The sequence below is a fragment of the Piscinibacter sp. XHJ-5 genome (genome assembly GCF_029855045.1).
Lineage (GTDB): Bacteria > Pseudomonadota > Gammaproteobacteria > Burkholderiales > Burkholderiaceae_C > Albitalea.
The window spans coordinates 5,150,098-5,176,631 of sequence record NZ_CP123228.1; the positions used below are offsets into that span (position 1 = coordinate 5,150,098).

At 67.5% G+C, this 26,534-nt stretch carries 26 protein-coding genes; 17 read left to right on the forward strand and 9 right to left on the reverse strand.

Going from position 1 to position 26,534, the window contains the following annotated elements; all coding sequences use genetic code 11:
• The first annotated feature begins 2 nt into the window (after positions 1-2).
• The gene (locus P7V53_RS24300) at positions 3-347 is read left to right on the forward strand and encodes a hypothetical protein (RefSeq protein WP_280152068.1); all 345 of its coding nucleotides are present in this window, start codon (positions 3-5) and stop codon (positions 345-347) included.
• A 121-nt stretch (positions 348-468) separates the two neighbouring features.
• Positions 469-1,812 (forward strand): MFS transporter, encoded by a 1,344-nt coding sequence (locus P7V53_RS24305; protein WP_280152069.1) that lies wholly within the window; start codon positions 469-471, stop codon positions 1,810-1,812.
• Positions 1,813-1,832: 20 nt separating this feature from the next.
• On the opposite strand, the gene P7V53_RS24310 is transcribed toward P7V53_RS24305, so the two are convergent.
• The 3 genes from P7V53_RS24310 to P7V53_RS24320 all read right to left on the reverse strand — a co-directional run bounded on the left by P7V53_RS24310 (position 1,833) and on the right by P7V53_RS24320 (position 8,614).
• Positions 1,833-4,001, reverse strand: coding sequence for a TonB-dependent receptor (locus tag P7V53_RS24310; RefSeq protein WP_280152070.1), 2,169 nt, complete (start codon positions 3,999-4,001; stop codon positions 1,833-1,835).
• 2,875 nt (positions 4,002-6,876) lie between these two features.
• On the reverse strand, positions 6,877-7,968 hold the full coding sequence (locus P7V53_RS24315) for a porin (protein WP_280152071.1): 1,092 nt from the start codon (positions 7,966-7,968) through the stop codon (positions 6,877-6,879).
• A gap of 7 nt (positions 7,969-7,975) precedes the next feature.
• Complete coding sequence (locus P7V53_RS24320) at positions 7,976-8,614, reverse strand: hydrolase (protein ID WP_280152072.1); 639 nt, start codon at positions 8,612-8,614, stop codon at positions 7,976-7,978.
• A 156-nt stretch (positions 8,615-8,770) separates the two neighbouring features.
• Between P7V53_RS24320 and P7V53_RS24325 the strand changes: the two genes are divergently transcribed.
• From P7V53_RS24325 to P7V53_RS24355, 7 genes are all read left to right on the forward strand, one after another.
• On the forward strand, positions 8,771-9,073 hold the full coding sequence (locus P7V53_RS24325) for a XapX domain-containing protein (RefSeq protein WP_280152073.1): 303 nt from the start codon (positions 8,771-8,773) through the stop codon (positions 9,071-9,073).
• Complete coding sequence (locus P7V53_RS24330) at positions 9,066-10,949, forward strand: amidohydrolase (RefSeq protein WP_280152074.1); 1,884 nt, start codon at positions 9,066-9,068, stop codon at positions 10,947-10,949. Before P7V53_RS24325 ends, P7V53_RS24330 begins: the two co-directional genes overlap by 8 nt.
• A 106-nt stretch (positions 10,950-11,055) precedes the next feature.
• Positions 11,056-13,875, forward strand: coding sequence for a winged helix-turn-helix domain-containing protein (locus P7V53_RS24335; RefSeq protein ID WP_280152075.1), 2,820 nt, complete (start codon positions 11,056-11,058; stop codon positions 13,873-13,875).
• Between the two features lie 271 nt (positions 13,876-14,146).
• On the forward strand, positions 14,147-15,043 hold the full coding sequence (locus P7V53_RS24340; RefSeq protein ID WP_280156608.1) for an alpha/beta hydrolase: 897 nt from the start codon (positions 14,147-14,149) through the stop codon (positions 15,041-15,043).
• Between the two features lie 94 nt (positions 15,044-15,137).
• Entirely contained in the window at positions 15,138-15,341 is a 204-nt protein-coding gene (locus P7V53_RS24345; protein WP_280152076.1) for a hypothetical protein, read from the forward strand.
• Positions 15,342-15,783: 442 nt separating this feature from the next.
• Positions 15,784-16,044 (forward strand): hypothetical protein, encoded by a 261-nt coding sequence (locus P7V53_RS24350; RefSeq protein WP_280152077.1) that lies wholly within the window; start codon positions 15,784-15,786, stop codon positions 16,042-16,044.
• A 51-nt stretch (positions 16,045-16,095) separates the two neighbouring features.
• Positions 16,096-16,542 carry a hypothetical protein gene (locus P7V53_RS24355; protein WP_280152078.1) on the forward strand — a complete coding sequence of 149 codons (447 nt, stop codon included), beginning with the start codon at positions 16,096-16,098 and terminating at the stop codon, positions 16,540-16,542.
• Here P7V53_RS24355 and P7V53_RS24360 read toward each other — a convergent pair.
• Together P7V53_RS24360 and P7V53_RS24365 are read right to left on the reverse strand one after the other, a co-directional pair.
• Positions 16,539-16,775, reverse strand: a complete 237-nt coding sequence (locus P7V53_RS24360) for a hypothetical protein (protein WP_280152079.1) — start codon at positions 16,773-16,775, stop codon at positions 16,539-16,541. The genes P7V53_RS24355 and P7V53_RS24360 overlap by 4 nt on opposite strands.
• A 2-nt stretch (positions 16,776-16,777) precedes the next feature.
• Positions 16,778-17,233, reverse strand: coding sequence for a cupin domain-containing protein (locus P7V53_RS24365; protein WP_280152080.1), 456 nt, complete (start codon positions 17,231-17,233; stop codon positions 16,778-16,780).
• A 172-nt stretch (positions 17,234-17,405) separates the two neighbouring features.
• Here P7V53_RS24365 and gstA point away from each other — a divergent pair, with 172 nt between their 5' ends.
• The 6 genes from gstA to P7V53_RS24395 all read left to right on the forward strand — a co-directional run bounded on the left by gstA (position 17,406) and on the right by P7V53_RS24395 (position 22,393).
• A complete protein-coding gene (gene gstA, locus P7V53_RS24370) occupies positions 17,406-18,011 on the forward strand; it encodes a glutathione transferase GstA (RefSeq protein WP_280152081.1) in 606 nt (201 codons plus the stop codon).
• Positions 18,011-18,721, forward strand: coding sequence for a class I SAM-dependent methyltransferase (locus tag P7V53_RS24375; protein ID WP_280152082.1), 711 nt, complete (start codon positions 18,011-18,013; stop codon positions 18,719-18,721). The genes gstA and P7V53_RS24375 overlap by 1 nt, the downstream gene beginning before the upstream one ends.
• 8 nt (positions 18,722-18,729) lie before the next feature.
• The gene (locus P7V53_RS24380) at positions 18,730-19,179 is read left to right on the forward strand and encodes a hypothetical protein (protein ID WP_280152083.1); all 450 of its coding nucleotides are present in this window, start codon (positions 18,730-18,732) and stop codon (positions 19,177-19,179) included.
• A 510-nt stretch (positions 19,180-19,689) separates the two neighbouring features.
• On the forward strand, positions 19,690-20,427 hold the full coding sequence (locus P7V53_RS24385; protein WP_280152084.1) for an aldolase/citrate lyase family protein: 738 nt from the start codon (positions 19,690-19,692) through the stop codon (positions 20,425-20,427).
• 188 nt (positions 20,428-20,615) lie between these two features.
• A complete protein-coding gene (locus P7V53_RS24390) occupies positions 20,616-20,864 on the forward strand; it encodes a hypothetical protein (RefSeq protein ID WP_280152085.1) in 249 nt (82 codons plus the stop codon).
• Between the two features lie 410 nt (positions 20,865-21,274).
• A complete protein-coding gene (locus tag P7V53_RS24395; RefSeq protein ID WP_280152086.1) occupies positions 21,275-22,393 on the forward strand; it encodes a glycosyltransferase in 1,119 nt (372 codons plus the stop codon).
• Positions 22,394-22,418: 25 nt separating this feature from the next.
• Here the strand turns inward: P7V53_RS24395 and P7V53_RS24400 are convergent, their stop codons facing one another.
• Positions 22,419-23,546, reverse strand: a complete 1,128-nt coding sequence (locus P7V53_RS24400) for a heparan-alpha-glucosaminide N-acetyltransferase domain-containing protein (protein ID WP_280152087.1) — start codon at positions 23,544-23,546, stop codon at positions 22,419-22,421.
• Between the two features lie 192 nt (positions 23,547-23,738).
• Here P7V53_RS24400 and P7V53_RS24405 point away from each other — a divergent pair, with 192 nt between their 5' ends.
• Positions 23,739-23,960 (forward strand): hypothetical protein, encoded by a 222-nt coding sequence (locus P7V53_RS24405; protein ID WP_280152088.1) that lies wholly within the window; start codon positions 23,739-23,741, stop codon positions 23,958-23,960.
• A gap of 42 nt (positions 23,961-24,002) precedes the next feature.
• The gene (locus tag P7V53_RS24410) at positions 24,003-24,269 is read left to right on the forward strand and encodes a hypothetical protein (protein ID WP_280152089.1); all 267 of its coding nucleotides are present in this window, start codon (positions 24,003-24,005) and stop codon (positions 24,267-24,269) included.
• 75 nt (positions 24,270-24,344) lie between these two features.
• Here the strand turns inward: P7V53_RS24410 and P7V53_RS24415 are convergent, their stop codons facing one another.
• The 3 genes from P7V53_RS24415 to P7V53_RS24425 form a co-directional block, all read right to left on the reverse strand.
• Positions 24,345-25,901 (reverse strand): M20 family peptidase, encoded by a 1,557-nt coding sequence (locus tag P7V53_RS24415; RefSeq protein ID WP_280152090.1) that lies wholly within the window; start codon positions 25,899-25,901, stop codon positions 24,345-24,347.
• 62 nt (positions 25,902-25,963) lie between these two features.
• Entirely contained in the window at positions 25,964-26,254 is a 291-nt protein-coding gene (locus tag P7V53_RS24420; protein WP_280152091.1) for a hypothetical protein, read from the reverse strand.
• 26 nt (positions 26,255-26,280) lie between these two features.
• Entirely contained in the window at positions 26,281-26,496 is a 216-nt protein-coding gene (locus tag P7V53_RS24425) for a hypothetical protein (protein WP_280152092.1), read from the reverse strand.
• Positions 26,497-26,534 lie beyond the last annotated feature (38 nt).

Sequence of the window (26,534 nt, forward strand, 5' to 3'; positions counted from 1 at the left end):
GCATGCCCGTCTCCGAGCGCCTTGCGCAACGCCGAAATGTGCGCCCGCAAGCTGGTTTCCTCGACGATGGTCTTGGGCCATACGCAGGCGTCGAGCTCTTCCCGGCTGACCACTTCGCCCGCTCGTTCCACCAGTGCCGTCAGCAGGTCGAGTGCACGGCCGCCCAGGCGCACCGGCACGCCGTCATCCAGCAGCAATCTCTCCGCCCGCAACAACTTGAACGGGCCGAAGGCCAGCGCATGCTGGGACGGATGTCGTTTCGCCGCCGATTCGAGCATGTCCACCCCGGCGTTCCCGATTCGCTTGTCCTTCGCGAGCAGCGGCCGCCGTTGGCCGCTGGAGACTGACCATTATCGTGAAAGCTCAGCGCGCGTGAATTGGCGTGAATCGTGCACCGCGTGACCTTCGTGCCGCATCGTTTGCGACTATGGTTGTCTTGTTCGCGGCGGTCCGATCCGAGGAGGCAGCATGCTCCAGCGTGTAGTCGATGAAGCGGCGATCGCCGGCCGCATGGACCGGCTGCCCTTGACGGCCATGCACGTCTGGGCCCTCGGGCTGTGCGCACTCGGGTTTGCCTTCGACCTGCTCGAGATCGGCCTGGGCAGCGCGCTGGCGCCGGTCTTCTCCACGCCGCCCCACAGCGCACGGACCGACCAACTGTCGCTGCTGCTGGCCGCTGTCTACCTGGGCGCGGTGGTCGGTGCCCCGTTGCTGGGTTGGGTGGCCGACCGGTACGGCCGGCGGAGCACCATGATCGGGTTGCTGCTCTGGCTGGCCGTCACCTCGTTCGGCGCCGCGGGCGCTCCCGACGTGACTCAGCTCACCCTCTTGCGCGGACTCTCGGGTCTCGCGCTGGGTGCCTATCCGCCGCTGATGATCGCGTACCTGACCGACCTCATGCCGCCGCGCCGGCGCGGCACGCTGATCTTCGTGGTCGTCGCGGTCGCATCGCTGGGGGCCCCGGCCGGCATCCTCCTGCTTCGCTGGCTGACCCCCTTGCAGCCGCTCGACATCGAAGCGTGGCGCTGGGCCTTCGTGGCCGGAGGCACCGGTGCGGCCATCGCGGGGCTCCTGTTTCTGACCCTGCCGGAGTCGGCCCGATGGCTGGAGGCCGAGGGACGCGAAGGCGCCGCATTGAAGGCATGCCGCCGATTCGAGCGCTCGAGGGTGCTGCTGCGATTGCCCCAGCCCGATCCCGTGCCCGAGGAACGTCCGGCCGAGGCGTTGGAGGCGGCGCGACCTGGCCGCCTGGTGCGCCGCTGGTCGCTGGTCGGCGGCCTGTTCCTGCTGAGCCCGTGGGCGACGGTCGCCTTTCCGTTGCTCAGCGGCGCGGTGCTGACGCAGAAGGGCTTCAAGCTGTCCGACACGCTGCTCTACGTCGCGCTGTCGATGTGCGGCCCCTTCATCGGAACGCTGCTGGTCGCTGGAATGATCGACAGCATCGAGCGGCGCAAGGCGCTGACTGTCAGCGCCGTCGCCATGGTCGCCTCCGGCGCCTGCTTCGCCGTCAGCGACTCGCCGGCCTGGCTCATCGTGTCGAGCATCGTCTTCGGCGTGTTCACGTCGCTCTACGTGTCGACCTTGAACGTGTATGGCGCCGAGCTGTTCCCGACGCGATCGCGCGCGTCGTCGATCGCCGGCGCGTGGGCGCTGAACCGGGTGGGCGCCGTGCTGGCGCCGCTGCTGCTGCTGCCGCTGCTGACGATGCACGGCCCCTTGTCGATGTTCGCCGTGATCGCGGCCACGCTGGTAGCGAGCGCGGTGCTGTTGCTGGTGGCGCCGCCGGGACAGCAGCGAAAGGCGGTGGCGTAGAAGCTCGCGCTTCTCAATTCTCAGTGGTCGTAGCGCGCTGTGAGCAGCAACGTTCGCGGAGCGTTGTACTGCGCGGCATCCACACCCAGCGGCGGCACGCTGACGGGCTGCAGGACATAGGTCTTGTCGAGCGCGTTCTTCACTCGCACCGAGAACGTCCAGTGCTTGTCCGCGGTGGCGTAGGCAGCGCCCAAGTTCAGATACGTCTGGCTCGGAGCCTTGAGCTGCGGCGAGTTGGCGACATCCGTGTACTGCGCTCGCACGTACTGGAGCCAGGTCTCGAACGACAAACGGGCCCCGGTGCGCAGCGGCTGCTGGTGCCGGATACTGGCGCCCACGGTGAGGCGTGGCGCAAAGGGAAGCTCGTTGCCGACGAAGTCGGAGCCGGCGGCACCCGAAGGATTGGCGAACTCGGCGAAGCGTGAGCGCAGCAGCTCGAGCGATAGCGTCGCATCGGCGCGCTCGGTTGCCTTCGCTGCCACTTCGACCTCGATTCCGTAGGTTCTTGCCCTGCCCGCATTGATGAGCACCGCATCCGGCACAAGGACACCATTCACCGTCGTACCGCGCAGCGCCGCGAGGTAGTCGCGGTAGTCGTTGCAGAAAACCGCGACGCTGGCGGCGAGTCGGCCATCGAAGTGGCGGCTCTTGCTGCCCAGCTCCAACGCGGTGACTCTCTCGGGGTCGGTCGCCACTTGCGCTGCCAACTGCGACTCCGCGGCCCGGTTGAATCCGCCGAACTTGGCGCCCTGCGCCACGCTGGCATAGAGGAAGACGGCCGGGGCCCACTGATGATCGATGCCCAGCTTGGGCAGCCATCCGGACTTCGACGTCGTCAGGCCGCGCGCCAGGTACACGGCGGCGGTGCGTTGCAGGTCGGCGTCCGTCCGCCAGAACTCGTTCGAAGCGGTCTGGCGGGTGCGATAAGACCGCAGCCCCGCGGTGAGCCGGGTGCTGGCGCTCAACGCATAGCGTGCCTGGCCGTAGATGGCGAGGTCTGTCGTTTGCTGCAGGGTCGACGCTTCGGTGGTGGATGGCGCAGTCGCCGGCGGCGGAAACGAGGTGCTGAAGCGTCGAAAGTCGAATCGGTCGCGCACCGCCATGACGCCGGCGGTCCAGCTCAAGCGCTCGTCCTGCCGCTGCAGTTGGAACTCCTGCGAAACGGCCTTCTGCTCGATGCGCTGCGACAAGGTGAAGCGCTGCACTTCCAGGCCACCCCAATCGGCCACCGTCGGATCGTCGCTGAAGGCCCGGTAGCCCGTGATGGAGCGCAGCCAGAGGCCGTCGCCCATCTGCGCACTGACTTTCAGCGAGATACCGTGCGCCTCGCGCCTGAAGGGACCGTCGGTCACCGTGGTGAAGGTGACGCGTGGTGCAGCGTTCGGATGGTTGAGCGGGAAATTGAGGGTGTTGGTGTCGGATCGGTCTTTCAAGCCGTCGATGGCCAGCACCGCGTTCAGCCGGGGCGACGCATCCCACCGCAGCTTGGCGCGGAACTGGGTTGCATCGAGCCGGTTCACCTGCTGGTTCAAGCTCGCGTTGCGGCCGAAGCCGTCGTTGTGCCGATGCGAGAAGGCGATGCTGCCGGACGTGGAGCTGCCGAGCGCGCCGCTTGCGTAGCCGCGCGCCTCGAGTGCGCCGTGATTGCCCGCACCCGCCGCGATCCACGCTGTGGCCACAGGGCTCGGATCGATCGACACGATCCTCACCACGCCGGCGGTGGCGTTCTGCCCATGCAGCGTGCCTTGCGGCCCGCGCAGCACCTCGATCCGGTCGATGTCGGGCAGGTCCCACAACGCAGTCGCGTAGCCGCGGATCAGCGGCACGTCGTCGACGTAGATGCCGACGGCCTGGCTCATCGCCGGCTGCGACACGCCGACACCGCGGATGCCCACGGCCTGCGGCATGTTGCCGTAGGGACTGGGAACCGCGACCCCGGCCACCACCCCGACGATGTCGTGCAGCTGAAAGATGCCCTTGCGGTCGATCTCGGCTGCGCCGATCACGCCCACCGAGAGCGGCGTCTGGTGCAGCGCCGATTCGATCCGCTCCGCGGTGACGTTCACCTCCGGAAGGTGCGCCACCGGGGGCTGCGCGACGATCTGGGCCAGCGCCTGCGGATGAGCTGCGAGTGCCGCCATTGCCGCACCGAACACGACACGGCGAGCTCGAATGACGATCGTTTCCATGCCGCCTGACGTCAGAGGGTTGCAAGCAGCGAGGACGCGGCCAACCAATCGGGGGTGTCGCGGCCCTCGGCGAGGCGCGCATGGATCGGCGCCAACAAGTCCAGAGCCTGCTCCGCGCGGCCTTGTGCCTGCCACCGCCGGGCCAGGCTCGTGGCAGTGCGCAGTTCCCACGACAACGCCTCCTGACGGCGAGCCAGCGCCAGCGAGCGAAGCAGGATCGCTTCGCCGTCCGCTGCCGGGTCGTCCGATGTGCGCATCGACATCCTTTCGCCATGCACCCGCAGGATCTCGGCAGCGCACCAGCCCACCGTGCCCGCGTTCACGCGCTCGACTGCGGCCGCCGTGACGAAGCGCGCATCGAAGGTGCACAGATGGTCCTGCAGATTGGCGTCGGACGCATGAGGCCGCGCCAGCTCCACCTCTTCGCGTGCCCCCTTCGCCAGCCGGCGCAGCGACAACGCGTCGCGGTAACGATCGCCCCAGGGCTGCCACTGAGCAAGCGCGTTAGCGCTCGCGATCTCCCGGATCGATTCCACCGCCTCGGCGATCGCGGCATCGCGGCCGCTCCACAGGGCAATCGGGATGGCGGCAAACGCCAAGGCCTGGAAATGCCCCATCGGCGAATTGGTGCGTGCGCGTTCGACGCATTCACGGGCCATCGTGGCCGCCTGTTCCACCGCACCCTTCAGCCAAAGGATGCGGGCCAGGATGATGCGCATCCAGACGCGCGCATCGATGGGCGACGGGCTGTAGCCGAGCGGGATCTTTCGCGGCGCCTGCGCGAGCAACTGCTGCGCCAGACTGCCGGCGGTCTTGTGATGGCCGATGAAGTGCAGGCTCTGCGCCCGCACACGCATCGCGATCTGCGCACCGATGGGATCGGATGCGGAGCGCGCGATACGGCCGATGCGCGCCGAAAGGCGGGTGGCAGCCGGGAAGTCCGCGCGCACGGCGGCCGAGATCCACAAGCGCTCCAGGAAGGCGATACGGTGCCTGGCCGCAACCGCCGGTTCCTCGTACAGGGTCGTCCTTTCCAGCGCCGCCACCAGCATCGCCTCGCGCGATCGCGTGGCGTCCGTGTCTGCCGCAAGAGCCGGCTGCGGCAACGAGGGCAAGCCGGCGAACAACTCGAGCGACTTCTCGAAACGCGTCACGAACTCGACATCGAGGCCCATCTGGCGGACCAGGGCGAAGCTCGACATGGTCAGCGCAATGCCGATCGAAGCATCGCCGTCGGCCGAGAACGCCCAATCGAGGGCGCTTCGTACGTCGTCGATCCATGGCGCGTAGCACCCCAGCCAGTCGCGCCGCGTCATCCGCTCCCAGTCTCCCTCGGCATCCGCCAGCAGGTCGATCAGGTGCTTCGCATGGCGCGCCAGGATGCGCTTGCGCTCGCCGCTGCCTTCGAGCTTTCGCGCGGCATACGCGCGCGTGGTGTCGAGCAGTCGCAAGCCGTTGGAGGGCTCGCGCGTCACCTGGGTGAGGAGCGACTTTGCGACCAGCTCGACGAGCCCGCCGTCGGCCCGAGCGGCATCGATGCCGTCGTCGACGACCACAGCACGCGCCGCAGCGCAGCTGAAGTTGCCGCGGAACACCGACAAGCGTTGAAGGATGGACTGCTGCACTTCCGACAGCGATTCATAACTCCAGTCCAACAGCGCCGACATCGTGTGGTGCCGCGACGGCAAGGATCGGCGCTTGCTCGTCAGCTCCAGTCCGCGGCTCTCCACCTGAGCGGCCAGGCCGAGGACGCCCAGCTCCGCGACTCGCGCGGCGACGATCTCGATGGCCAGAGGAATGCCGTCCAGCCGGCGGCACAGCGCGACCACGGGCGCCGCCTGCGAGTCTTCCAGACCGAAATCGGCCTTCGCTGCCCGTGCGCGTTCGACGAACAGTTCGATCGCCGGATAGCGGAGCGCGTCGGCAGCCGACATCCTGGCGTCCTCCGTGGGCAGGCGCATCGGCAGCAGCGGCTCCACCCATTCGCCGCTCGCGCGCAGCGGCTCGCGGCTGGTGGCCAGCACGGCGACCTGCGCTCCACCGGCGAGGATGGATTGCGCAACGCGAGCCGCCCCTCCGATCACGTGCTCGCAGCTGTCCAGCACGACGAGCATGTTCTTGTCGCGCAACCCGGCCCAGGGCCCGCTCAGCGGGCTGTCCGCAAGCGCAAAGAGCCCCAGCGCCGACGCCACCGTGCCGGGCACGAATGCCGCATCCGCCACGGGCGACAGGTCGACGAAGCAGATGCCGTCGTCGAAGGAGGCGTCCAGCGCTTGCGCAACCGCCAGCGCGACCGTCGTCTTGCCGATGCCGCCCGTGCCGACGATCGTGACGAACCGATGCTCGCGCAGTCGCGCAACCACCTGCTCTACCGCCTCGGTACGGCCGATGATCGACGTGAGACGCGAGGGTGCGCTTTGCCGGCGCGGCACTTCGGTGCCATCCGGAACCACCAGGATGAAGCCTTCGTTCGGGAAGTGCGCGATGTAGCAGCCTGTCGGCACGCGTTCTTCGATGGCCTTGTTGATGGCGGCGACGCAGCCGAAAAGGCGAACTTCATCCACGGTCGCCTCGCCTTCGACCCGCGCGATCAGGTCGGCACTGTCGACGATGTCGCCCCGGTGTTCGGCCAGTACGGCCAGGACCTCGAGCGACAGAGCATCGAGCGCTACAGCCTGGCCCGCGAACAACAGGCGGCGCGGCGGGCTCGTCAGGGTGAACGGCCCGACGCTCAGCGCCGCCTCGCCGTCGCCGGGCACGCGTTCAGGCATTTTGTCCCCTTGCCAGCCGGTCGCGACGACCGGCGACGCTCGAATGATCGTCCACTCCCTCGTCGATGTCGCGTGAAAAGGCGTGAATCGTGGATGACTAGCTGTCAGAACCGGTGCCGGACACCGGCCACCAGCGCACGCTGCCTGGATCCGGCGGCGGGTGCGACGGTGAACAGCACCGCTTTCACGGCGGGCTCGGAGGCTTCCGTGTGGATGGCCGCGACATAGAGATCGGTGCGCTTCGACAGAGAGTAGTCCGCAGCCAGCGCGCCGCGGTTCCACGACGCCACCCCCAGCCACGACTCGCTCAGACTCAGGACCAGCACAGCGCTCGGCGTGGCCGCGAATCGCGTGCCGATGTGCCAGTTCCTGAGCTTCTCCTGGCGATCGGCGCCATGCATCCGCGTTTCGGTGTAGAGACCGAGCAGCGTCGCTCTGCTGATCTTGTAGCTCGCGCCGAACCCGATGTTGTCGATGCGGCTCAAGGGCACCTGCACCGCAGCGCCGGCGCCCGTGAGCGTTGCAACGCCGAGAAACGAGCCAATGCCGAGCGCAGGAAATGGCGTGATGGAGCGGTCGCGTACACGGGTCGCCGCGGCTCCCATGGATACCGTGTCGCCGGAGTATCTGACCATGAAGCTGTGCCCGCTGGCCTGCGACGCGCTGCCCGGCCTCTCGCCGAAGCCATACAGCGCACCAAAGCCGAGAGCGCCTCGCTGATGGCTGTACTTGATGCTGTTGTCGAGGCGCTGCCCGGCCACGCGGTCGTTGTCTCCGATGTTCCAGTCGAGCGTGCCCGTCCCGGCCTGCACGGCATGGAAGGCGCCCAGTTCCACCATGAAGTCGTACTGCCGGCCGGCGGTCACGGTTCCGTACGGTGACGCCAAGCCGACGAAGGCCTGGCGGCCCCACATCAGGCCCCCTTGCGCCAGCGTCCCGGTGTCGACGCCGAAGCCGCTCTCGAGCTGGAAGACCGCCCGCACGCCGTGCCCGATGTCTTCCACGCCGCGAAGACCCCAGCGCGATCCCTGCTGGTCGCCGCTGCCTTGGGTGACCAGCCGCGAGCCGCCCACGTCGTCGACGACGCGCACACTCGCGTCGAGCAGCCCGTAGAGGACCACGGACGACTGCGCGTCGGCCGCACCGATGCCGGCCGACGCGATGACACCCAGCAAGACCCTGTACGGGCCGTTCATGTGCGGCTCAACCCGCCTCGCTCGCGTGCTCGCCCAGTGCCCACTTCGAGAAGCGCACCTGGATGCCGTACGGCGAGTGCGCCTTCAGGATCTCCATCACGCCGTCGTACGTGTCCGAGCGCGCCCAGTCCTGCTGGAGCTCGAACAGCACCTGCAACGAGTTCATCGGCACGGCACCGGCCTGCACCAGGCGATCCACCGCGCGCTCGTGCGCCTCGGGGCTGATGTCGCCGCAGGCATCGGTCGGGATATAGACCTCGTAGCCGGCCTTCAGCAGATCGAGCGTGGGGAACATCACGCAGGCTTCTGTCCAGAGGCCGGCGAGGACGAGCTTCTTGCGACGCGTGCCCTCCACGGCATCACGGAAGCCGGCGTCGAGCCACGAGTTGATCGACGTGCGGTCGATGACCTTCACCTTGGGAAACAGCTCGGTCACCTCGGGCATGAAGGGTCCGGCGAACGAGTCCTTGGCCACGGTGGAGATCACCGTCGGCAACCCGAACAGGCGGGCGCCCTTGGCCAGCACCTGGACGTTGTGCATGACGCTCAGGCGGTCATGGCTCTCGACGCCCTGGTACATCGCGGGCTGGAAGTCGATCAGCACGAGGGCGGCATTGGCGGGGGAAATGAAGTCGGTCTTGCTCATGGGGCTCTCCGGGGAAATCTGGCACGACGCCCATGGCAGCCTAGGTGCGCATGCCGGCGGTCGGGTCTCCTTGGAGAGGGCCCCTCCGGTACCTCCTTTGCGCGATGTGTCGATCGCGGTGTTGCTCGCCAATGACGCCATCGAATGGAGTCGCCAATGAAGCCCTACCTCGTGTCGCTGGCCGTCGGCCTCCTGGTCGGCGTCATCTATGCCTTGTTCAACGTGCGCTCCCCAGCGCCACCCGTCATCGCCCTGGTCGGGCTGCTGGGAATCCTGGTGGGCGAGCAGATCCCACCGCTGATCAAGCACTCGCTGAAGACCGACAAGACGGCCTCGTGGCTGCACGACCAAGTCAAGCCGCACGTGTTCGGCCAGTTGCCGCAGTGCAAGGAAGCGCAGATGCGGCTCGCCGCGAGTGCTGCTGCCGGCCCGGCCTCGGGAGAACGGCGTCATGGCTAGCACCAGCGCGCCCGACCTCATCCTGCACCGCGGCCTCTTCACGACGCTCGATCGCGGCAAGCCGGCCGCCACTGCCGTGGCGATCAGGGACGGCCGCTTCCTGCGCGTCGGAAGCGACCACGAGGTCATGCCGCTCGCAGGGTCGCACACCCGGGCGATCGACCTGCGGGGGCGGCGTGCCCTGCCGGGCCTTTGCGACAACCACACGCACATCATCCGGGGCGGGCTCAACTTCAACATGGAGCTGCGCTGGGACGGCGTGCGCAGCCTGGCCGACGCGATGGGCATGCTCAAGCGTCAGGTGGCGGTCACACCGCCGCCGCAGTGGGTGCGCGTGGTGGGTGGCTTCACCGAGCAGCAGTTCTCGGAGAAGCGCTTGCCCACGCTCGACGAGCTGAATGCCGCGGCGCCCGACACGCCGGTCTTCATCCTTCACCTCTACGACCGCGCACTGCTCAACGGCGCCGCGCTGCGCGCGGTGGGCTACACCAGGGACACGCCCGAGCCGCCCGGCGGGCAGATCGTGCGCGACGGCTTAGGAAACCCTACCGGGTTGCTGCTCGCCAAGCCGAATGCGGCCATCCTCTATGCGACGCTCGCCAGGGGGCCGAAGCTGCCGCCGGAGTACCAGATCAATTCGACCCGCCACTTCATGCGCGAGCTCAACCGGCTCGGCATCACAAGCACCATCGACGCCGGCGGCGGCTTCCAGAGCTATCCCGAGGACTACGAGGTCATCCGGAAGCTGGCCGATGCGGGACAACTCACGGTGCGCATCGCCTACAACCTCTTCACCCAGAAGCCCAAGCAGGAGAAGGACGACTTCCTGCGCTGGACGGCCGACTCGAAGTACAAGCAGGGCGACGACTACTTCCGGCACAACGGCGCGGGCGAAATGCTGGTGTTCTCGGCAGCGGACTTCGAAGACTTCCGCCAGCCGCGGCCGGACATGGGCGCGGAGATGGAAGGCGAGCTGGAGCAGGTGGTGCGCGTCCTCGCCGAGAACCGCTGGCCGTGGCGCATGCACGCCACCTACGACGAAACCATCAGCCGCGCCCTCGACGTCTTCGAGCGCGTCGACCAGGACATCCCGCTGGACGGCCTGCACTGGTTCTTCGATCACGCCGAAACCATCTCCGAGGCCTCCATGGACCGCATCGCCGCGCTCGGCGGCGGCGTGGCGGTCCAGCACCGCATGGCCTATCAGGGCGAATACTTCGTCGAGCGCTACGGACCCGGTGCCGCGGAGGCGACGCCGCCGGTGGCGCGCATGCTGGCCAAGGGCATTCCCGTTTCCGCCGGCACCGACGCGACGCGCGTCGCGTCGTACAACCCGTGGGTGTCGCTGGCCTGGCTGATCACGGGCAGGACGGTCAGCGGCCTGCAGATCCATCCGCAGCGCAACTGCCTGGATCGGGAAACGGCGCTGCGCATGTGGACCGAGAAGGTCGCGTGGTTCTCCGACGAGCGCGGCGAGAAGGGCGTGATCCGGGAGGGCACGCTCGCGGATCTCGTCGTTGCCGACCGCGACTTCTTCTCATGCGCTGAATCGGAGATCGCGGACACCACTTCACTGCTGACCATCGTGGGCGGCAAGGTCGTCTACGCGGCCGCCGAGTTCGGCCGCTGGGACGATGCGCCGCTGCCGCCGCCGATGCCGGACTGGTCGCCGGTGCGTCGTTTCGGCGGCTACGCGGCATGGGGCGACAGGGAAGGCGCGACGATGCAGGCGGCGCTGCGCCGCAGCGCATGCGCATGCAGCCAGCGCTGCCAGGTCCATGGCCACGACCACCTCGCGGCATCCGCCTCGCGGATTCCCGCCTCGGACCTGAGAAGCTTCTGGGGTGCGCTGGGATGCGCGTGCTGGGCCGTGTGAACGCCATGCAACCCGCAACCATCGCTGGATCGGGGCGACCCGTTCTGGCCTCGTCCGGAGGCATCATTCCGGTCTGAGGGCCTGAGAAGTCCAAGCGGGGTGCGACATGCCGAACGAAGCAGACGATCTTGCGGATCAAGCTGTGACGTTCGGCCCGTTTCGGCTGCTGCCGAGGCGCAAGCTGCTGCTCGAGGGAGAGCAGCCGGTGCGACTCGGCGGCCGCGCACTGGACCTCCTGATTGCACTCGTCGAGCGAGCCGGCGAGGTGATGAGCCGGGATGAATTGGAAGCCCGGGTGTGGCCGAACACCTTTGTTCAGGAGACCAGCCTTCGGGTTCATGTGTCGACCTTGCGCAAGGCGTTGGGAGACGGGCATGGGAGTGCCCGTTTCATCACGAATGTTCCCGGACGGGGCTATTGCTTCGTTGCGCCTGTCGCACGGCACAGGCAGGCGCCAACAGCCGCTGAAACGCTGCCTGATCACGAAGTGCCCCACAACCTGCCCGCGCGTCTGACCCGAATGATCGGCCGCGCCGAGGCAGTCGCCTCACTTCGCAAATTGCTGGCGGAAGCACGCTTCGTCACGGTGACGGGAGCGGGCGGGATGGGCAAGACCACGATTGCCTTGGCAGTTGCCGAAGAGCTGCTCGGCTCGTTCCGGGACGGAGTACGGTTCGTCGACCTGGCGCCGATCGCGGATCCATCGCAGCTGCCCGGCGCCGTCGCTTCGACGCTGGAGGTGTCGGTGCCGTCGGAGAACCCGCTTCCTGCCTTGAGCGCAAGTCTGCGCGGAAAGAACATGCTGATCGTGCTGGACAACTGCGACCGCATGGTCCAGGCGACGGCACCATTGGCCGAAAGCTTGCTGCAGGGCACCAGCGGGATCTCGATACTGACCACCAGCCGCGAGCGGCTGAATGGCGAGGGCGAGTCGGTTTATCGGCTTTCTTCGCTGGAGGTTCCGGCCGAGTCGACCCACCTGACGGCAGCCCAGGCGCTGACCTTTTCGGCCGTTCAGCTCTTCGCGCTGCGAGCGAAAGCGATCTCGGACGCGTTCGATCTCTCGGATGCCGATGCGCCGGTCGTCGGCGAGCTGTGCCGACAGCTCGATGGCATGCCCCTGGCCATCGAATTTGCGGCAGCGCGGGTGGAGAGCCTGGGTCTGCGTGGATTGGCTGCCGGGCTGGATGATCGATTGCGCCTGCTGACGCACGGCCGTCGCACCGCCTTGCCGCGGCATCGCACGCTGAAAGCGATGCTGGACTGGAGCTGCGACCTGCTGGCCCCATCGGAGCGGACGGTGTTGTGCCGGCTCGGCGTCTTCAAGGCGAGCTTCACGGCAGAGGCAGCCTGTGCCGTCGCATCGGGCGACGACCTCCGTGCGGCGGATGCCCTCGAATGCGTGATGAACCTTGCCGCCAAGTCCTTGATCTCCGCGGATGCGAGCGGCGATGGCATCCGATTCCGACTGCTGGAGTCGACACGTGCCTACGCACTCGAGCAGCTGATGAACGGGGGCTACAGCGCGATGGCCTTCAGGCGTCATGCCTTGCAGATGCTCGACTTGCTGACGCGCGCAGAAGCGGATTGGGATGCGTTGTCGCGACCGCAGTGGATGGCGACCTATTGCCGAGACATGGACGACATCCGCGCTGCACTCGTCTGGAGCTTCTCCGGTACGGGCGATGCCGCCATCGGAATTGCCCTGACGGCGGCCGCACTGCTGCCGGTCTACGAACTGGGTCTGCTCGACGAGCACCACAAGTGGGTCGAGCGAGCCTTGAGCCGGATTCATCTGCTGTCGCCGGCGCAGCCCGTGATCGAGATGCGCCTCAATGCGGCGCTCGTGTTTCCGAGCGGGCGGTCGATGCGTGAGGGTCGGCCTTACGCCGATGTCGTGGCTCGCATTCTGGACCTCGGGCATGAGCTCGGCGAGCCGAAGTACCGGATCGCCGCGCTGTACGGCCTGTGGGGCAAGGACTTCCGTGCCGGCGACTACGCGCCGGCACTCGCGACAGCGAAAGAAATGAGCATGCTGGCCCGAGACTCTGCCGATTCCGCGGCGCTGCTCTTGTCCGATCGATTGCTGGCGCAGTCGCACCATTTCATGGGCGACCACGCGGTGGCAACGGTCCTGGCCGAAGGCGTGCTCCGCCACCCTCCCCGACGGATGCCTTTCGCCTATATCAGCCCGGTCCCTTACGGCGTGGCGATGCGCATCGTGCTCGCGCGGGTCTTGTGGCTGCGGGGGTGTGCCGATCAGGCGGTCGAGGTCGCGAACGACTGCATCGAGCAAGCCTCGGAACATCCGTTCGCGTACACCCAGGCCCTCGCGTTGGCAGCATGTCCCATCCTGCTGTGGAGGGGCGACCACAGCGCCGCTCGCGTGCTCGTGGACAAGCTGAGGGAGCACTCCGCGCGACATCCGTCCACGTACTGGCAGTCGTGGGGCCAGAGCTACGACGCCGTGCTGTCCATTCGCGAGTCGCGAGAGTCGGCGAGCGCTCCGATCCGGACCGTACCGCAGGTGCAGACGACCAACGTGATGGAGCTCGACTGCATCGGTACTTTGGTAGAGGCGCCGATCGGAGCCGACACACTTCTTCGCGTCGAGAAGGGGTTGGTCGGCTGGTGCGCTCCAGAGATCCTGCGGGTCCAGGGAGAGAGCATCCTGGTGCAGGGCAGCGTCCCGTCTGCGGCCGCGTCCGAAGCGCTCCATGCCAAGTCGCTCGCTCTCGCACGACGGCAGGGAGCGCTGGCGTGGCAACTGAGGACGGCGACGAGTCTGGCCCGCTTGTGGCGCGGGCAGCAACGCATCGCGGAGGCCCGTGAGCTCCTGTCTGCGACCGTCGGGTGTTTCGACGAAGGCCTGGACACAGCCGACATGCGTGCCGCCAGGAGACTGCTCGAAGCGCTGACGATCTAGCGACGGGCGACGCTCCAGGCCGTCAGCCGATGACCCCAAAGGGACAGACGTGCATGTCCCCTTCGGCCATGCTCATCGTCGCCAGATGAAGTCGTCGCGTACTCGCCCCACCGGGAGATGTCGTCAATGTCTCCTCCGTCGACATTGCATTCGTCGAATCACAGAGCCCAAGCGCAGCGCGGGCCCCACTTCAACCGATGAGGAGCGATTCATGACCATCCTTGCAGGCAGCATTGCCGTTCCGCCCTTCCACTTCGTGAGGCGCGCGCTGATGTGGTGGCTTCTGTTCGTCGCGCTGACCGTCGCCTTGCCCGCCTTCGCGCAGGCTCCCCAAAGCCGGTTCGCCGACGTGAACGGCGTCAAGCTTCACTATCTCGTGGCCGGCAAGGGAAGCCCTGTCGTCGTGCTGCTTCACGGCTACACCCAGACCAGCCACATGTGGCTGCCACTGATGAAGGAGCTGGCGAACACACACCTCGTCATCGCGCCGGACTTGCGCGGCATCGGAAGATCCTCCCGGAACCACGAGGGCTACACCAAGTCGGTGATGGCAGAGGACGTCCATGCACTTCTGACGAGCCTGAGCGTGGGACCGATCCGAATCGTGGGCCATGACATCGGCCTCATGGTCGCGTATGCCTATGCTGCCCGGCACCCGGCGCAGGTCGAGCGCATCGTGCTGATGGATGCCTTCCTGCCGGGAGTGGGCGACTGGAAGCAAGTGTGGCTGCTGCGCGACCTGTGGCATTTCCACTTTTACGGCACAACTCCGCTTGCGCTCGTCGCCGGCCGCGAGCGCACCTACTTCGAGCACTTCTGGAACGACTTCGCCGCCGACCCCAAGCGCTCGATCCCGGAAGCCGATCGCCGCATCTACACCAAGGCGTACTCCCAACCCGGCGCCATGCGCGCGGGCTTCGAGGTGTTTCGCGCATTCGAGCAGGATGCGGCGGACTTCGTCACGCTCGCCAAGACCCCGCTGAAGATGCCCATGCTCGTGCTGACGGGTGAAAAGGCTTCCGGCGAGTTCCTCATCACCCAGGCGCGACTCGTCGCCGCCAACGTCGAAGGCACCGTCGTCAAAGGCTCGGGGCACTGGCTGATGGAGGAGGCGACCGAGCAGGTCGTCCCGAAGCTGGTCGACTTCCTGCGAGCGCCTTCACCCTGACCCGTAGGAGCACATCGACAGCGCTCTCGTGCAGGACGTGCGGCCATAGGCTCAATGCGCACATCTCGACGAGGATCATCCAATGAGAAGTCGTATGCACGCCAAGGACCACTTCCTGCGTGACATCGAGTACGCCCATGGCGCAAGTTGCTCGAGTGAAGACGGTCTTCTTCGCCGTCGGCAAACGACGCGCGCAGCGAAGCGGGTCGATTGCGCGCCTAGCGATCAGAAGAAGCAAGCCCGGACCGACGTCGTCGGTCCGGGCTTGCATGTTCAAATCTCGATGATCGAGGAATGAGCGCCTCAGGGTTAGATCTATTCGAGACTTTTTGTCCCGGTGGTTGCGGGGGCATGATTTGAACTTGTGGATGACCGCTTACGGCGCAAGAGGCGAGTGACCGTTCATGGCCGGCAAGAGCCCGCCAGTGGACGGATCCGACCGTCAAGTTAGAGCCGCGCAGCAGCCGCTCGGTCAGCCAATGACGGCTGACAGCTGCGAAGCTGCCCACCGGTGCCAGCATCCCACCGGTCGTGACCGACCCTGAGCGGAAGTTCGGGTCGTGCGAATCAACGCCACAAAGCGGACCTTCGGGCGCCGCGAGCCAAGAGGCTAACGTTCAACGTAAGGGGTGGCCGACAGCTGGCGAAGCCTGCTGTTGCAGCTTCCCTCGATGGCATGGTTAGCCCGCGGGTGGCCCTCGAGACATTCCGCCTCGTCATTCCACTTCAGGAGCTGTCTCATGCCCCCTTCCCGCCTCGCCCTGCTTGCCACCGCCGGCGCACCACTGGTCGCCGCCGCCGTCGCTGCAGGAGCACCGTCCGCCGCGTTGCCCACCGACGTCGCCCTCCTCGTGCGGCGCGCCACCGAAGCGCACGAAGTCCTCATGCAGGGGGACATCGAGCGCTACCGCGCCAAGATGCCGCTCGCCGACGACTTCACGCTGATGGCACCGTTCGGCGGCCCGCCGACCCGCAGCGGCCGTTACACCGAAGAACAGTAGGCGGCCATCGGCCGCTTCTTCCGCGCCGGCCGCGACTCGACGCTGGAACTGGTGCAGTCCTACCGTTCCAACGACCTTATCGTGCTCGCCGTCATCGAGCGATCCCACGTCGCGGTGGGCCAGCTGCCGGCTCAGGACTGGGCGTTGCGCGTCACCCTCGTGTTTCGAAAGGACGGCGACAGCTGGGTCCTCGCTGACCGCGCTGCGCACGCGGCCCGGCCGATTCCTGTCCGGCGGTCGCGGAGAATGATGCTCGTGCTGCTCACGCCCGAGGCGGCGGTCTCCATCCTGCGTGCCCCGCTGCACGGCCTGCACGAGTGCCGCGTGCCGCTCGAACAGCTGTGCGGCACGCCAAAGCAGCGACGCCTGCGCGACGGCGTGCGGTTGGCGGCCTCGCGCGATCGGCGACGCCTGCGACGTGATGTTCGACGGGGCCGTGCAGACCTCGGCCTCGTGCCCCCACGGCCTGCTCGTTGCCCCCGCGCGGCGCGGCCCTAGAGACTGGGCCAGGGCGTGGTGACAACGACGCGCTCTTCGTCGTACGCACGCATGCGTCGCTCCAGGTCATCGTGGTCGCATGCGGCGCTCAGGTACCGGGTGCGCGGATCGCAGCGCCCGGCCATGAGCCTGCGGGCCTCGGAAGCGATGCGCTGCAAGGTGGCGGCCAGCAGGGTCTCGTCGGGCGCGCGCCTCTGCCTGAGGCGCAGAGGGTGGAGCGAGGCGACACGCATGTTCAATCCTTGTGCGTCAATGAAGTGCCTGGCGCGCCGGCATAGACCACCAACAGCTTGACGGACGCCGCGCCCACGTTGCGACCGTTGTGCGATGTGTTGACGACTTCCGCGAACGCTTCGCCGGCACCGAAACGGCGGGAGCTGCCGTCTCGCAGCGTCACCTGCAGCGTTCCTTCCAGCACCATGGCGAAGGACGGAACAGGATGCTGATGCCATCCGGTCTCCGCGCCGGGCTGAATCTCGATGTTGAGCACGGTCACCTCGCCCGCCCCGCTGGGATAGACGATGGGCTTTCCATCCCAGCTGTTGACGGCCTTCAGAACTTGCGTCGCCGCGACGGGGGGCATCGCTTCTGCGGCAAAGCCTGACAACGAGACGAGCGATGTGCACAGCAGAGCACAAGTGAACCTTTTGAGCATGATTTCAATCCGGGGTGTTGAGACAGGCGGGATCATGCACAGCCGGTGTGCACGCCGTCTTGTTCGATTGCGACAACGGTTGACGCAGTCGCGGCCCGCCACGGCCTGTCGTCGAGGCACGGGGCGCCAGCGGCCTGTCGCGGATTTTCAAGACCGCCGGCTTCGCCGCAGCGACAGTACCGGCTCTCATCAACCGCTGCCATCCCCCATGAAGCTCTACTATTTCCCGGGCGCCTGCTCGCTCGCGGCCCATATCGTGATGCGCGAAGCCGGCATCGAACCCCAACTGATTCGCGTCGACCTCGCGACCCACACCACGGCCGACGGTGCGGACTTCAACACCATCAACCCGCGCGGCTATGTGCCGGTGCTCGAGCTGCCCAGCGGCGAACAGCTCAGTGAAAGTGCAGCCATCCTTCAGTACCTGGCCGATGTCGCGCCGCAGGCCGCGCTGGCCCCAGCCAGCCCTGGCATGGAGCGCTACCGCCTGCAGGAGTGGCTGTCGTACTGTGCGTCGGAGTTGCTCAAGACGATCGGCCCGCTGTTCAACCCGGCGCTGCACGAGGGAACACGCCACGGCCTGGTCCAGCGCCTGACGGCTCGCCTGGTCTGGGCCGACGCACAGCTCCGACACCGCGACTTCGTGCTCGGCGACCGTTTCAGCGTGGCCGACGCGTACCTGTTCGCCGTGCTCGGCATGCTGCGCATCGTGGGCCTGAAGTTGGCCGACTGGCCGGCGCTGGCCGTGCACAGCGCTCGCGTGGCCAGCCGCCCCGCGGTGCAGGCCGCGCTTCGCGCCGAAGGCCTGGTGTGATGGCCGAGAAGGCCTACGCACCGCATGGCGCGGCGTTGCTGGATTGCTTTCGTGGGGACGCCTCGGCCACGCTGATCTGCCACCAGGACGGCACACGCGATGATGTCCCCGCCGCCTTCTGGCTGCGCGACACCGTCCACCCGCTCGAAAGGCAGGCGCTAGCCGCGTGCCTTGGCACCGTGCTGGACCTGGGCGCCGGCGCCGGCGTGCACACGTTGGATCTGCAACGCCGCGGCTTCGATGTGACGGCAATCGACGTGTCGGCGCAGTGCGTCCAGATCATGCGGGAGCGTGGCGTGCACAAAGCCGTGGCGGCCGACTTCCAGACATTCAACGGTGGCCCGTTCGACACCATCGTCTGCCTGTGCAACGGCCTGGACAAGGTGGGTCGTCTGACCGACCTGCCGCGATTCCTGGACCGCATGCGCCGCCTGCTTGCACCTGGTGGGCAGCTGCTCGCCGACTCGTTCGACGTGCGGGTCGGCGCCAGCGCCGACCTTCGCGTCGACATGGCACGCAAGCAGGCGGCGGGGCGCTACTTCGGTGAACTCGATCTTCGGTTCGAATACAAGGGCCGCGTCGGAGCACCGTTCTCGGTCCTCCAGATTGACCCTCAGACGCTCAGCCGCATGGCGCAGCGCTTGGACTGGCGCTTCGAACTGCTCGCCAACGACGGAGGTCACTACCTGGCTCGCCTGCAACCCCATTGACCTACCCCATGGAAACGTCCCACCTTTTGCTCCTCGTGTGGTCCGCGCTCTCGTTCTGGGAGCTTGGCCAGATCTGGTTTGCTCAGATCGTGATCTACCCCCTGTTCGCCCGCGTCGGTGAGTTGGAGTACGTGGCCTATCACCGCTTCTACTCCAGACACATTGCGCTGCCCGTGATCCTGCCCGGCTTTGCCACCTTCCTGCTCCCTATCCCGCTGTCCCTTTACGGCCCAGCTGTTCCGGGCTGGATGAGCAGTGCGAACATCGTGGCCGGCATCGTCGGCCTGCTCGTGACGGTTCTGCTGGAGATTCCGCGACACAACCGGCTCGAGAGGAACGGCAAGAACGCCTCCACGATCGCCGAGTTGATCCGCTACAACTGGCCACGCACCCTGTCAGTTTCGGCGCAGTCGATGATCACGTTCTTGATGCTCGTGCACGTGTTCGACCAAGCCTGACGCGCCCCAGCCTGCGCACTCGTCCCGTCACCCACGGTCAGTGCGTTCGCAGCTGGGAAGCGTCGGTCCGCTAGATGCTGAATCAAGTTCAGGTCAGTGCCAAGCATCGTCACACCCGTGACTGCAAGGGCCAGTCCCCCAAAAAATCCCCCAGGCAAAGAACTTGCTGTGCACCCTGCTGTCGCATGGCACGACAGTCGTCGTTCGACCCGTTGCCGATCTCAGCGTCGCGCGTTCAGTTGCCGGTAGTGGCGACGCGCCCATCCGTTCCTGAATGATTGCGACGGAATGGTTCGCACACCAGCTATCCCTTGTCGCAAGGTATCAAGACGAGCCGCGCGCCATTCGCGACACTGAGCGCCCGATCCACGAGACCACGCCATGCCTAACATTTCCCGTCGCACGATGCTCGCCGCCTCTTCCATGGCCGGAAGCGCACTGGCACTGCCCCCAGTTCTGCCTGCCGAGCCAGCTGCCGCTTCACCCCCCGCCGGAGCCAGGCCGGAAGGCGTGACGTTCGGCATCGGCCTGACGTCACCTTCGCCCGAGCTGGCGCAGATCTGCGCTCACGCGGGATTCGACATCGTGATGATCGACATGGAGCATGGCCCCATCTCGATCGAGACGGCGCACCGGATGGTGGCCGCGATGGTCGGATCGAAGGCCGAGCCTTGGCTGCGCGTGACGCACAACGATGCAGCGCAGATCAAGCTGGCGCTCGACACCGGCGCCCGCAACGTGGTTGTGCCGATGGTCACGACACGGGCCGAGTGCGAGACGGCGGTCGCGGCAGCGAAGTATCCGCCGCAGGGCATCCGTGGTTGGGGCCCGTTCCGGCCCCAGTACGCATGGCAGACCAACATGTTCGACTACGCCCGGCGCGCGAACGCTGAAACCCGGGTGACGGTACTCATTGAACATCCGCGCGCCATTGAGAACCTCGACGCGATTCTCGACGTGCCAGGCCTCGGCGGGGCGCTCGCCGTGCCGTTCGATCTGGCCGTGAACATGGGCTACGCAGACGGTCCGGCCCATCCTGAAGTGCAGAAGGCATTGGCATTGGCATCGGCCAAGATCGCCCGGAAGGGATTTGCACCGATGAGCTTCGCGGTGACGCCGCAGCAGGCGCGGCTGGCGCTGGCGCAAGGCGTGAAGTTCCTGTTCCTCGGCTTCGACACGATGTTCGTTCCGGCGGCGCTGCAGGGCTACATCGCCCAGCTTGCGTTGCCTGCGGGCCGTGCGGCGTAGTTCTTCGACTCGGTGGCCGGACGGTTGGGAAGGAGAGCTTGCGGAATGTCCGATCTCTGCGCCGTTGACCAGGCCGGCCTGCATTGGCGGTGCCCGACGTTGTGGGACCCCGATAGAGCGGCAATACCGCAGGAGTGTGGATGTCCGATTCGCTGGAACGCAAGTTGAGGAGCACCAGCATCACGTCGATGAGCGGCGTGGTGTTGATGGCCTCGATGCCCGTCTTGGCAATGAAGCGGAAAGCACTGCATTCCTTGAGCGTCTTGGCCGCGTCGCCCAGGCTGGCGTGCTTGAAGAAGCCCTTGCGCGCCGCCTTGGCTTCGCCGGAGATCTTCAGGCTCTCGTACAGCTTGGTGATCAGGATGTACCAGCTGCCCATCGACATGATCACCGGAATGATCAGCGTGCCCTTGGCCACGAAGTCGCCTTGCGCCTAGAGCGCCGACAGGCCATAAGGGTTCTCGACGGTTTTCTTGGCTGTCGTGGCGACCGGCGCGATGGCGACCGCCGGCGGTGCCTAGCTCTGGTCCGCCGCAGATGCGGCTTGAGCAAAGGACAGGGTGGGCTACCAGCGTCGCGCTGGTGATCGCCGCCAGCACGGCGGCGCGAACGAGTTGAATCAGAGACATGGTTCCTCCGAGGACAGCTGCCGACCTTGCTGTCATGGTCGCTGTGCGGCGGGATCGAAGCGTGGCGCAGTCCCGGGCTGCCGGTGCGACCGACGGAGACGCTGGACGCTGCTGCGTCAATTGAACCTGCAAGGGTCGGCCGCGACGATGTCGCCGACGTTCAAGACTCGCCGCGGTCCTAGGCAGAACACTGGGCGCCACACGCACTCCACTGCAACGTGAGCGACCCGATGCGGATACTTTTCATCAGCGGGGCCTTGTACGGCCACATCAACCCCATGCTGTCGCTGGCAGTGGCGGCAAAGCAGTCCGGCCATGCCGTCGCTTTCGCAAGCGGCCCGGACTTCGCCGACCACATCGAGCGGCGTGGCCTTCAGGCCTGGCGCGTGGGCATGACCCACGCGGAGGCGGGCGGCAATCGCCAGGGCTCCTGGCTCGCCTATTTCGAGAGCACGGCGGACCGCCGCGCCGCGGATCTTCTGCCACGCGCAGCTGCCTGGAAGCCGGAACTGGTGATCCACGAGGAGACCGAGCTGACCGGGCCGGCCGTGGCAGCCATCACCGGCGCGCGGCACGCCGTGCACGGGCTGGGCCGCATGCCGCCGCGCCGGATCTGGCCGCGGTTCGTCGAAGCGATATCCAGGCTGGGACAGCGCTGGGGAACGCCGGACGCGATGGCGGCGGTGGCCCGCGCGCCCTACCTGGACCTGTGCCCGCCTTCGCTGCAGTCGAGCGAAGCGCCGATCTGGCAGCATGTGCTGCCGCTGAAACCTGTCGCCATCCCGCCGTCGCCGACTGATCGTTTGCCCGACGGCCTGGACACGCTTCCTTTCCACCGCACGATCTACCTGACGCTGGGGACGGTCTACAACGGAAACGTCGACGTGCTGGAGCAGGCGATCATCGGCCTCAGCACACTCGACGCGAACCTGGTCGTCACGGTAGGAGCGGACGGAAACCCGACGCGGTTCGGCCCGCAGCCCGCGCACGTCCGCATCGAAAGGTACGTGCCGCAAGCCTTGCTGCTGCCGCGTTGCAGCCTGGTCGTGTCGCAAGGCGGCTCGGGAACGCTGCTCGGCGCGTTCGGCTGCGGCCTGCCGCAACTCGTCCTGCCGCAGGGTGCGGACCAGTTCTTCAACGCCGACGCCGCCCTCGCCAGCGGCGCTGCGTTGTCGCTGGCGCCCGCGGAAACGAATACTGCTTCCATTGCGGCAGCCGCACGCCGCCTGCTCGACGAGCCGGCGTTCGCCGCTGTCGCGCGGCGCGTGCAGTCGGAGATCCGGGCTATGCCGGATGCTGCCGAAGTGCTGCGAACGCTGGCGCTACCCGCGGCGTGAGCCGCGCGCAGCGCCCAGGCGGGCATCAGAAGTAGCGCGTCACGACGTTGGGACGCTCGCGCTTCTTGCGCCAGTACCAGGCGCAAGGCCAGGCCATGAAGGCCATCAGCAGCAGCCATACGAGGTAGGTCGCCGCTAGGCCTCCCTTCGCGCGCACCAACGCAGCGGCGACGCCGAGCACGTAGAAGTGGACAACGTAGAAGAAGAAGGGCACGCGGCCGAACAGCTCGAACGGCCGCAGCGCCGCCGGCGTCTGCGTGCGGGTCAGCCGCCACACCAGCGCCAGCCCCGCGAACGTGGCGGCGAACGACCAGGCCAGGAACGGCAGATCGGGCGGGTACTTCGCGAAGAACCAGAAGTCGAGGTGCGCGACGCCGGTGTACGGATAGGCGTTGCCGTACCCGCCGGGCAGCCGCACTGCCAGGAACAGCAGCAGGCACGCCGCGGCAAGCGCGGCCCAGAACCGTGCCGGGCTGCGTCGGACGGAAGCGTCGCGACCGACGACGAACCCGATGACGAGGATCGCGCACCAGGGCACGACGGGATACAGCGAACGCAAGGTCCCCGTTCGAACCGGCTCGTAGAGGATCGCACGCAGCGCCAGGGGCCAGACCGACACGTCGAGCAGCGGGTGCAGTGCCAGCAGCGCAACGGCCGCCGGCAGCAGCACCTTCGAAGGCACATGCCGCACGAGTGCGAGGACGATCAGTCCGGCGCCGATCGAGCTCAGCACCGCGAACGAAAAGAACCCCATCGCGGCGCGCGGCAGGCCCATGATCAACGCGTCGACTGCGATCAGCACCAGCCCGCGCACGACGAGCCGCCGCGTGACCTCGCGATCGGGCACGCCGCGCTGCCCGCGTGCAGCGCTGGTGAGCGCCACCATGAAGCCCGCCATGAAGAAGAACGCCGGCGCGACCGGAACGCCGGTGAAGCGCGTCAGGAACTGGAGCAGGTTGCCGGCCGCCGGTGGCGCGGCCGCGGCGAGCTCCTCGGCGCCCCGCCCGGCGTTGAACATCAACGATGCGTGGTCCAGCGCCATGTGCGCCACCAGGAGGCCGCGAAACACGTCGACGTAGCGTTCGCGGCGCGTCGAGGCGGGCGCTGCAGCCGCGGCAGCACGCTTTGTTTGCACATTCAGCGTCGATTCCATCTTTGGCTCCGTCGAAGGCCGAATGATCCGCGGTGCAGGACCCGCCGGTCTTGAACGGCTGCGACATGCGGCGCCGCTATTCATCGCGACACGATCTGGTCGCGCCTGTTCAAGATCGGGCGAGGCAATCCGCGGAGACTGCTGTGTCGGCACGGCGCAGGGCTGCTGCCAACAACCTCCCAAGGAGTACAAATGAAGATGAACGAATGGCGACCGGCATGGTGGCTGGCGACGGCGGCGGCACTGCTGGCCGTCGGCGCGGTTAGCGCAGCCGCAACAGGTGTCGTGTCCGACCCGACGAACCCGTCGAGCCGCTCGGCCGTGAACGGGGCCGATCACATGTCGGACCAGCACCGGCAAGGGGCCGGTGGATTCGGCGCCGCGGCTCCCCGCCGCCGGCCCGAGTCCTCCTGACATGGACAGCCTCATGCTTTCAAGAACTGCCTCGTTGTCGGCGTGACGCTCGGCCTGTATGCCGGCATCACGCGGGACTTCCGCCTGACCCATGTCCATGTCAACGTCAACGTGCTCGGCTGGGTGACGCTGGGTCTGGTCGGCCTGCTCTACGGCATGCACCCGCAGCTCGCGCGGGGCTGGGTGCCGCGGTTGCTACTCGTGATGCACAACGTCGGCCTGGTGAGCTTCATGGGCGGCATCTCGTACGGCATGCTGACCGGGCACAACACGGTGCTGCCGGTGTGGCCGCGGGCGCCAGCCTCGTGATGGCCGGTGTGTTGACCTTCGCGCTGCACGTCGAGCGCCGAATGCGCTGAAGAAGCGCCGCCGGCGCCGGCGCTTTCAGTCCCGCGCCGGCGCCCGTCCGGAACTGTCGACCGCGGTGCGGTACAGCAGCCGCTGATAGAACCGGATCATCTCGGCGTAGTTGCTCACCGACAGTCGCTCGTCGCTACCATGGATGCGGCTCGTGTCCTCGGGGCGCACGCGCACCGGCGAGAAGCGGTAGACCTTGTCGGTCAGGTCACCGAGGTGCTTGGAGTCGGTGCCGCCGACGACCAACCCCGGCGCGACCGCGACATCGCCGAACACGTCCTCGATGCTGCGCGCGATACCGCGATAGCCATCGGAGTCCAGCGGGCTGACGGCCGACGGCGGCTCGCCTTGCGGGAGCAACTCCACCTCGACGCCATGGTTCGCGACCACCCGGCGGACGTGATCGAGCACTTCCTGCGCGCGGTCGCCGGGGAGCAGTCGGAAATTCGCGATGGCTTCCGCCGCGCCCGGCAGCACGTTCTCCTTGTCCCCGCCGCGAACGATGGTCACCGCCGTGGTGGTGCGCAGCATCGCATCGGTCACCGGCGACTGTTCCAGCGAACGCTCCAGCAGCGGCGCGAAGAGCCACAGGTTGGACAGCACCACGCGACGCGCCAGGCTCATGTCCGGCGCCAGTGCCGTGAACGTCTTGGATGCGACGACCTGCAGACGCGCCGGCATCGGCTGCGCCTCCAGCGCGGCGATCGCCCGACTCAGGTTGCCGATGGCGCCGCGCCGAGGCGGCATCGACGAATGTCCCGCATCGGCGGTGGCGCGCAGGCGGATCGCGACATAGCCCTTCTCTGCCACGCCGACCAGGGCGACCGGCCGGCGTGCGCCGGCGATGATGCCGTCCGTCACCACCATGCCCTCGTCGAGCGAGTACAGCAGCTTCACGCCCCGCGAGCGCAGCAACGTGGCGATCGCCTTCGCGCCTTGCGTGCCACCTACCTCCTCGTCGTGGCCGAAGGCGAGGAATACCGTGCGCGCCGGACGCGCGCCGTCGCGCAACATCGCTTCCACCGCCTCCAGCTGCGCCATCAGCCGGCCCTTGTCGTCCCAGGACCCGCGGCCCCACATGAAGCCGTCGGCGACGGTGCCCGCGAAGGGCGGATGCGTCCAGCGTGCGTCGGTGCCGGGCGACACCGGCACCACGTCCTGGTGCGCCATCAGCAGCACGGCCGGAGCGTTATCGTCGGTGCCGCGCCAGGTGTAGAGCAGGCTGTAGCCGCCCACCCGTTCGCGCTGGAGCCGAGCATGCACCAGCGGGAAGGTGCGTTCGAGGTAGGCGTGGAACTCGACGAAGGCCGCGGCGCTCGCGTCCGGCCGGTCCTGGTGGGAGATTGTCTGGAAACGAAGCGCGCCCGCCAGACGAGTCGCTGCAGTCGGTTCATCGACCACCGGCAAGGCGGCGGCTACACGGGCGGCTGTCGTGGGCGCCGGCGACCAGGTTGATGCCAGCAGCACGCCGACCAGGATGGCCAGCGACAGGGCCAATCCGCCCAGCGCCGCGTGCAGCAGTCGCCTCGGAGTGGTACGGGGGTTCGTGGCCGGAGGCCGATCGGTGGGTGCAGGTGCCGTCATGCCGCGATGGTGCTGTCGCGGGGTCGCCGCGTCTTGAAGCGGCGCGACACGGCCCTGGCGCCTCACAGGCTGCTGGCCCCGGGGCCCGGCCGCGGCGTGAACTTCAGCGGCAGCCGGTCCAGCGCGCGCAGCCGCAGCCCCATGCGCCAGCTCAGCGTGTGGGGCGCGACCGCGAGCCGCAGGTTCGGTGCATGACGCAGCAGGCTGCCGATGGCCACGTCCGCGTTCATCCGCGCGCGGCGCGACCCCGCGCAGGCGCCCACCGCATCGTGTCGGGCCAGTTCCTCTACCGCCGCAGGCAGGCGGCGCGCCAGGTCGCGGAGCACGGTCGCCACCAGTTCATCATCGGTCATCGGGGCCGCGTGCTGCTCGCACACGATCAGCCAGCAGGTCGTCGCCGCGGTGTTGCCGCTTTCTCGGCCACGAGGACCCGCAGCGGATCCGTCAGTGCCTGCAGCGACGCCGTCCCGTCGGACGCGCCGGCGCCGCGCATCCATGCGGCGAGCCAGGCCCGCAGCCGATCGCGATGCGCCGGCGGCAATCCGATCAGGTTCGCCATGACGATCGACGACAGGGGGAACGAATAGTCGCGCACCAGCTCGGCTTCTCCGCGCGGCAGCATGCGGTCGAGCA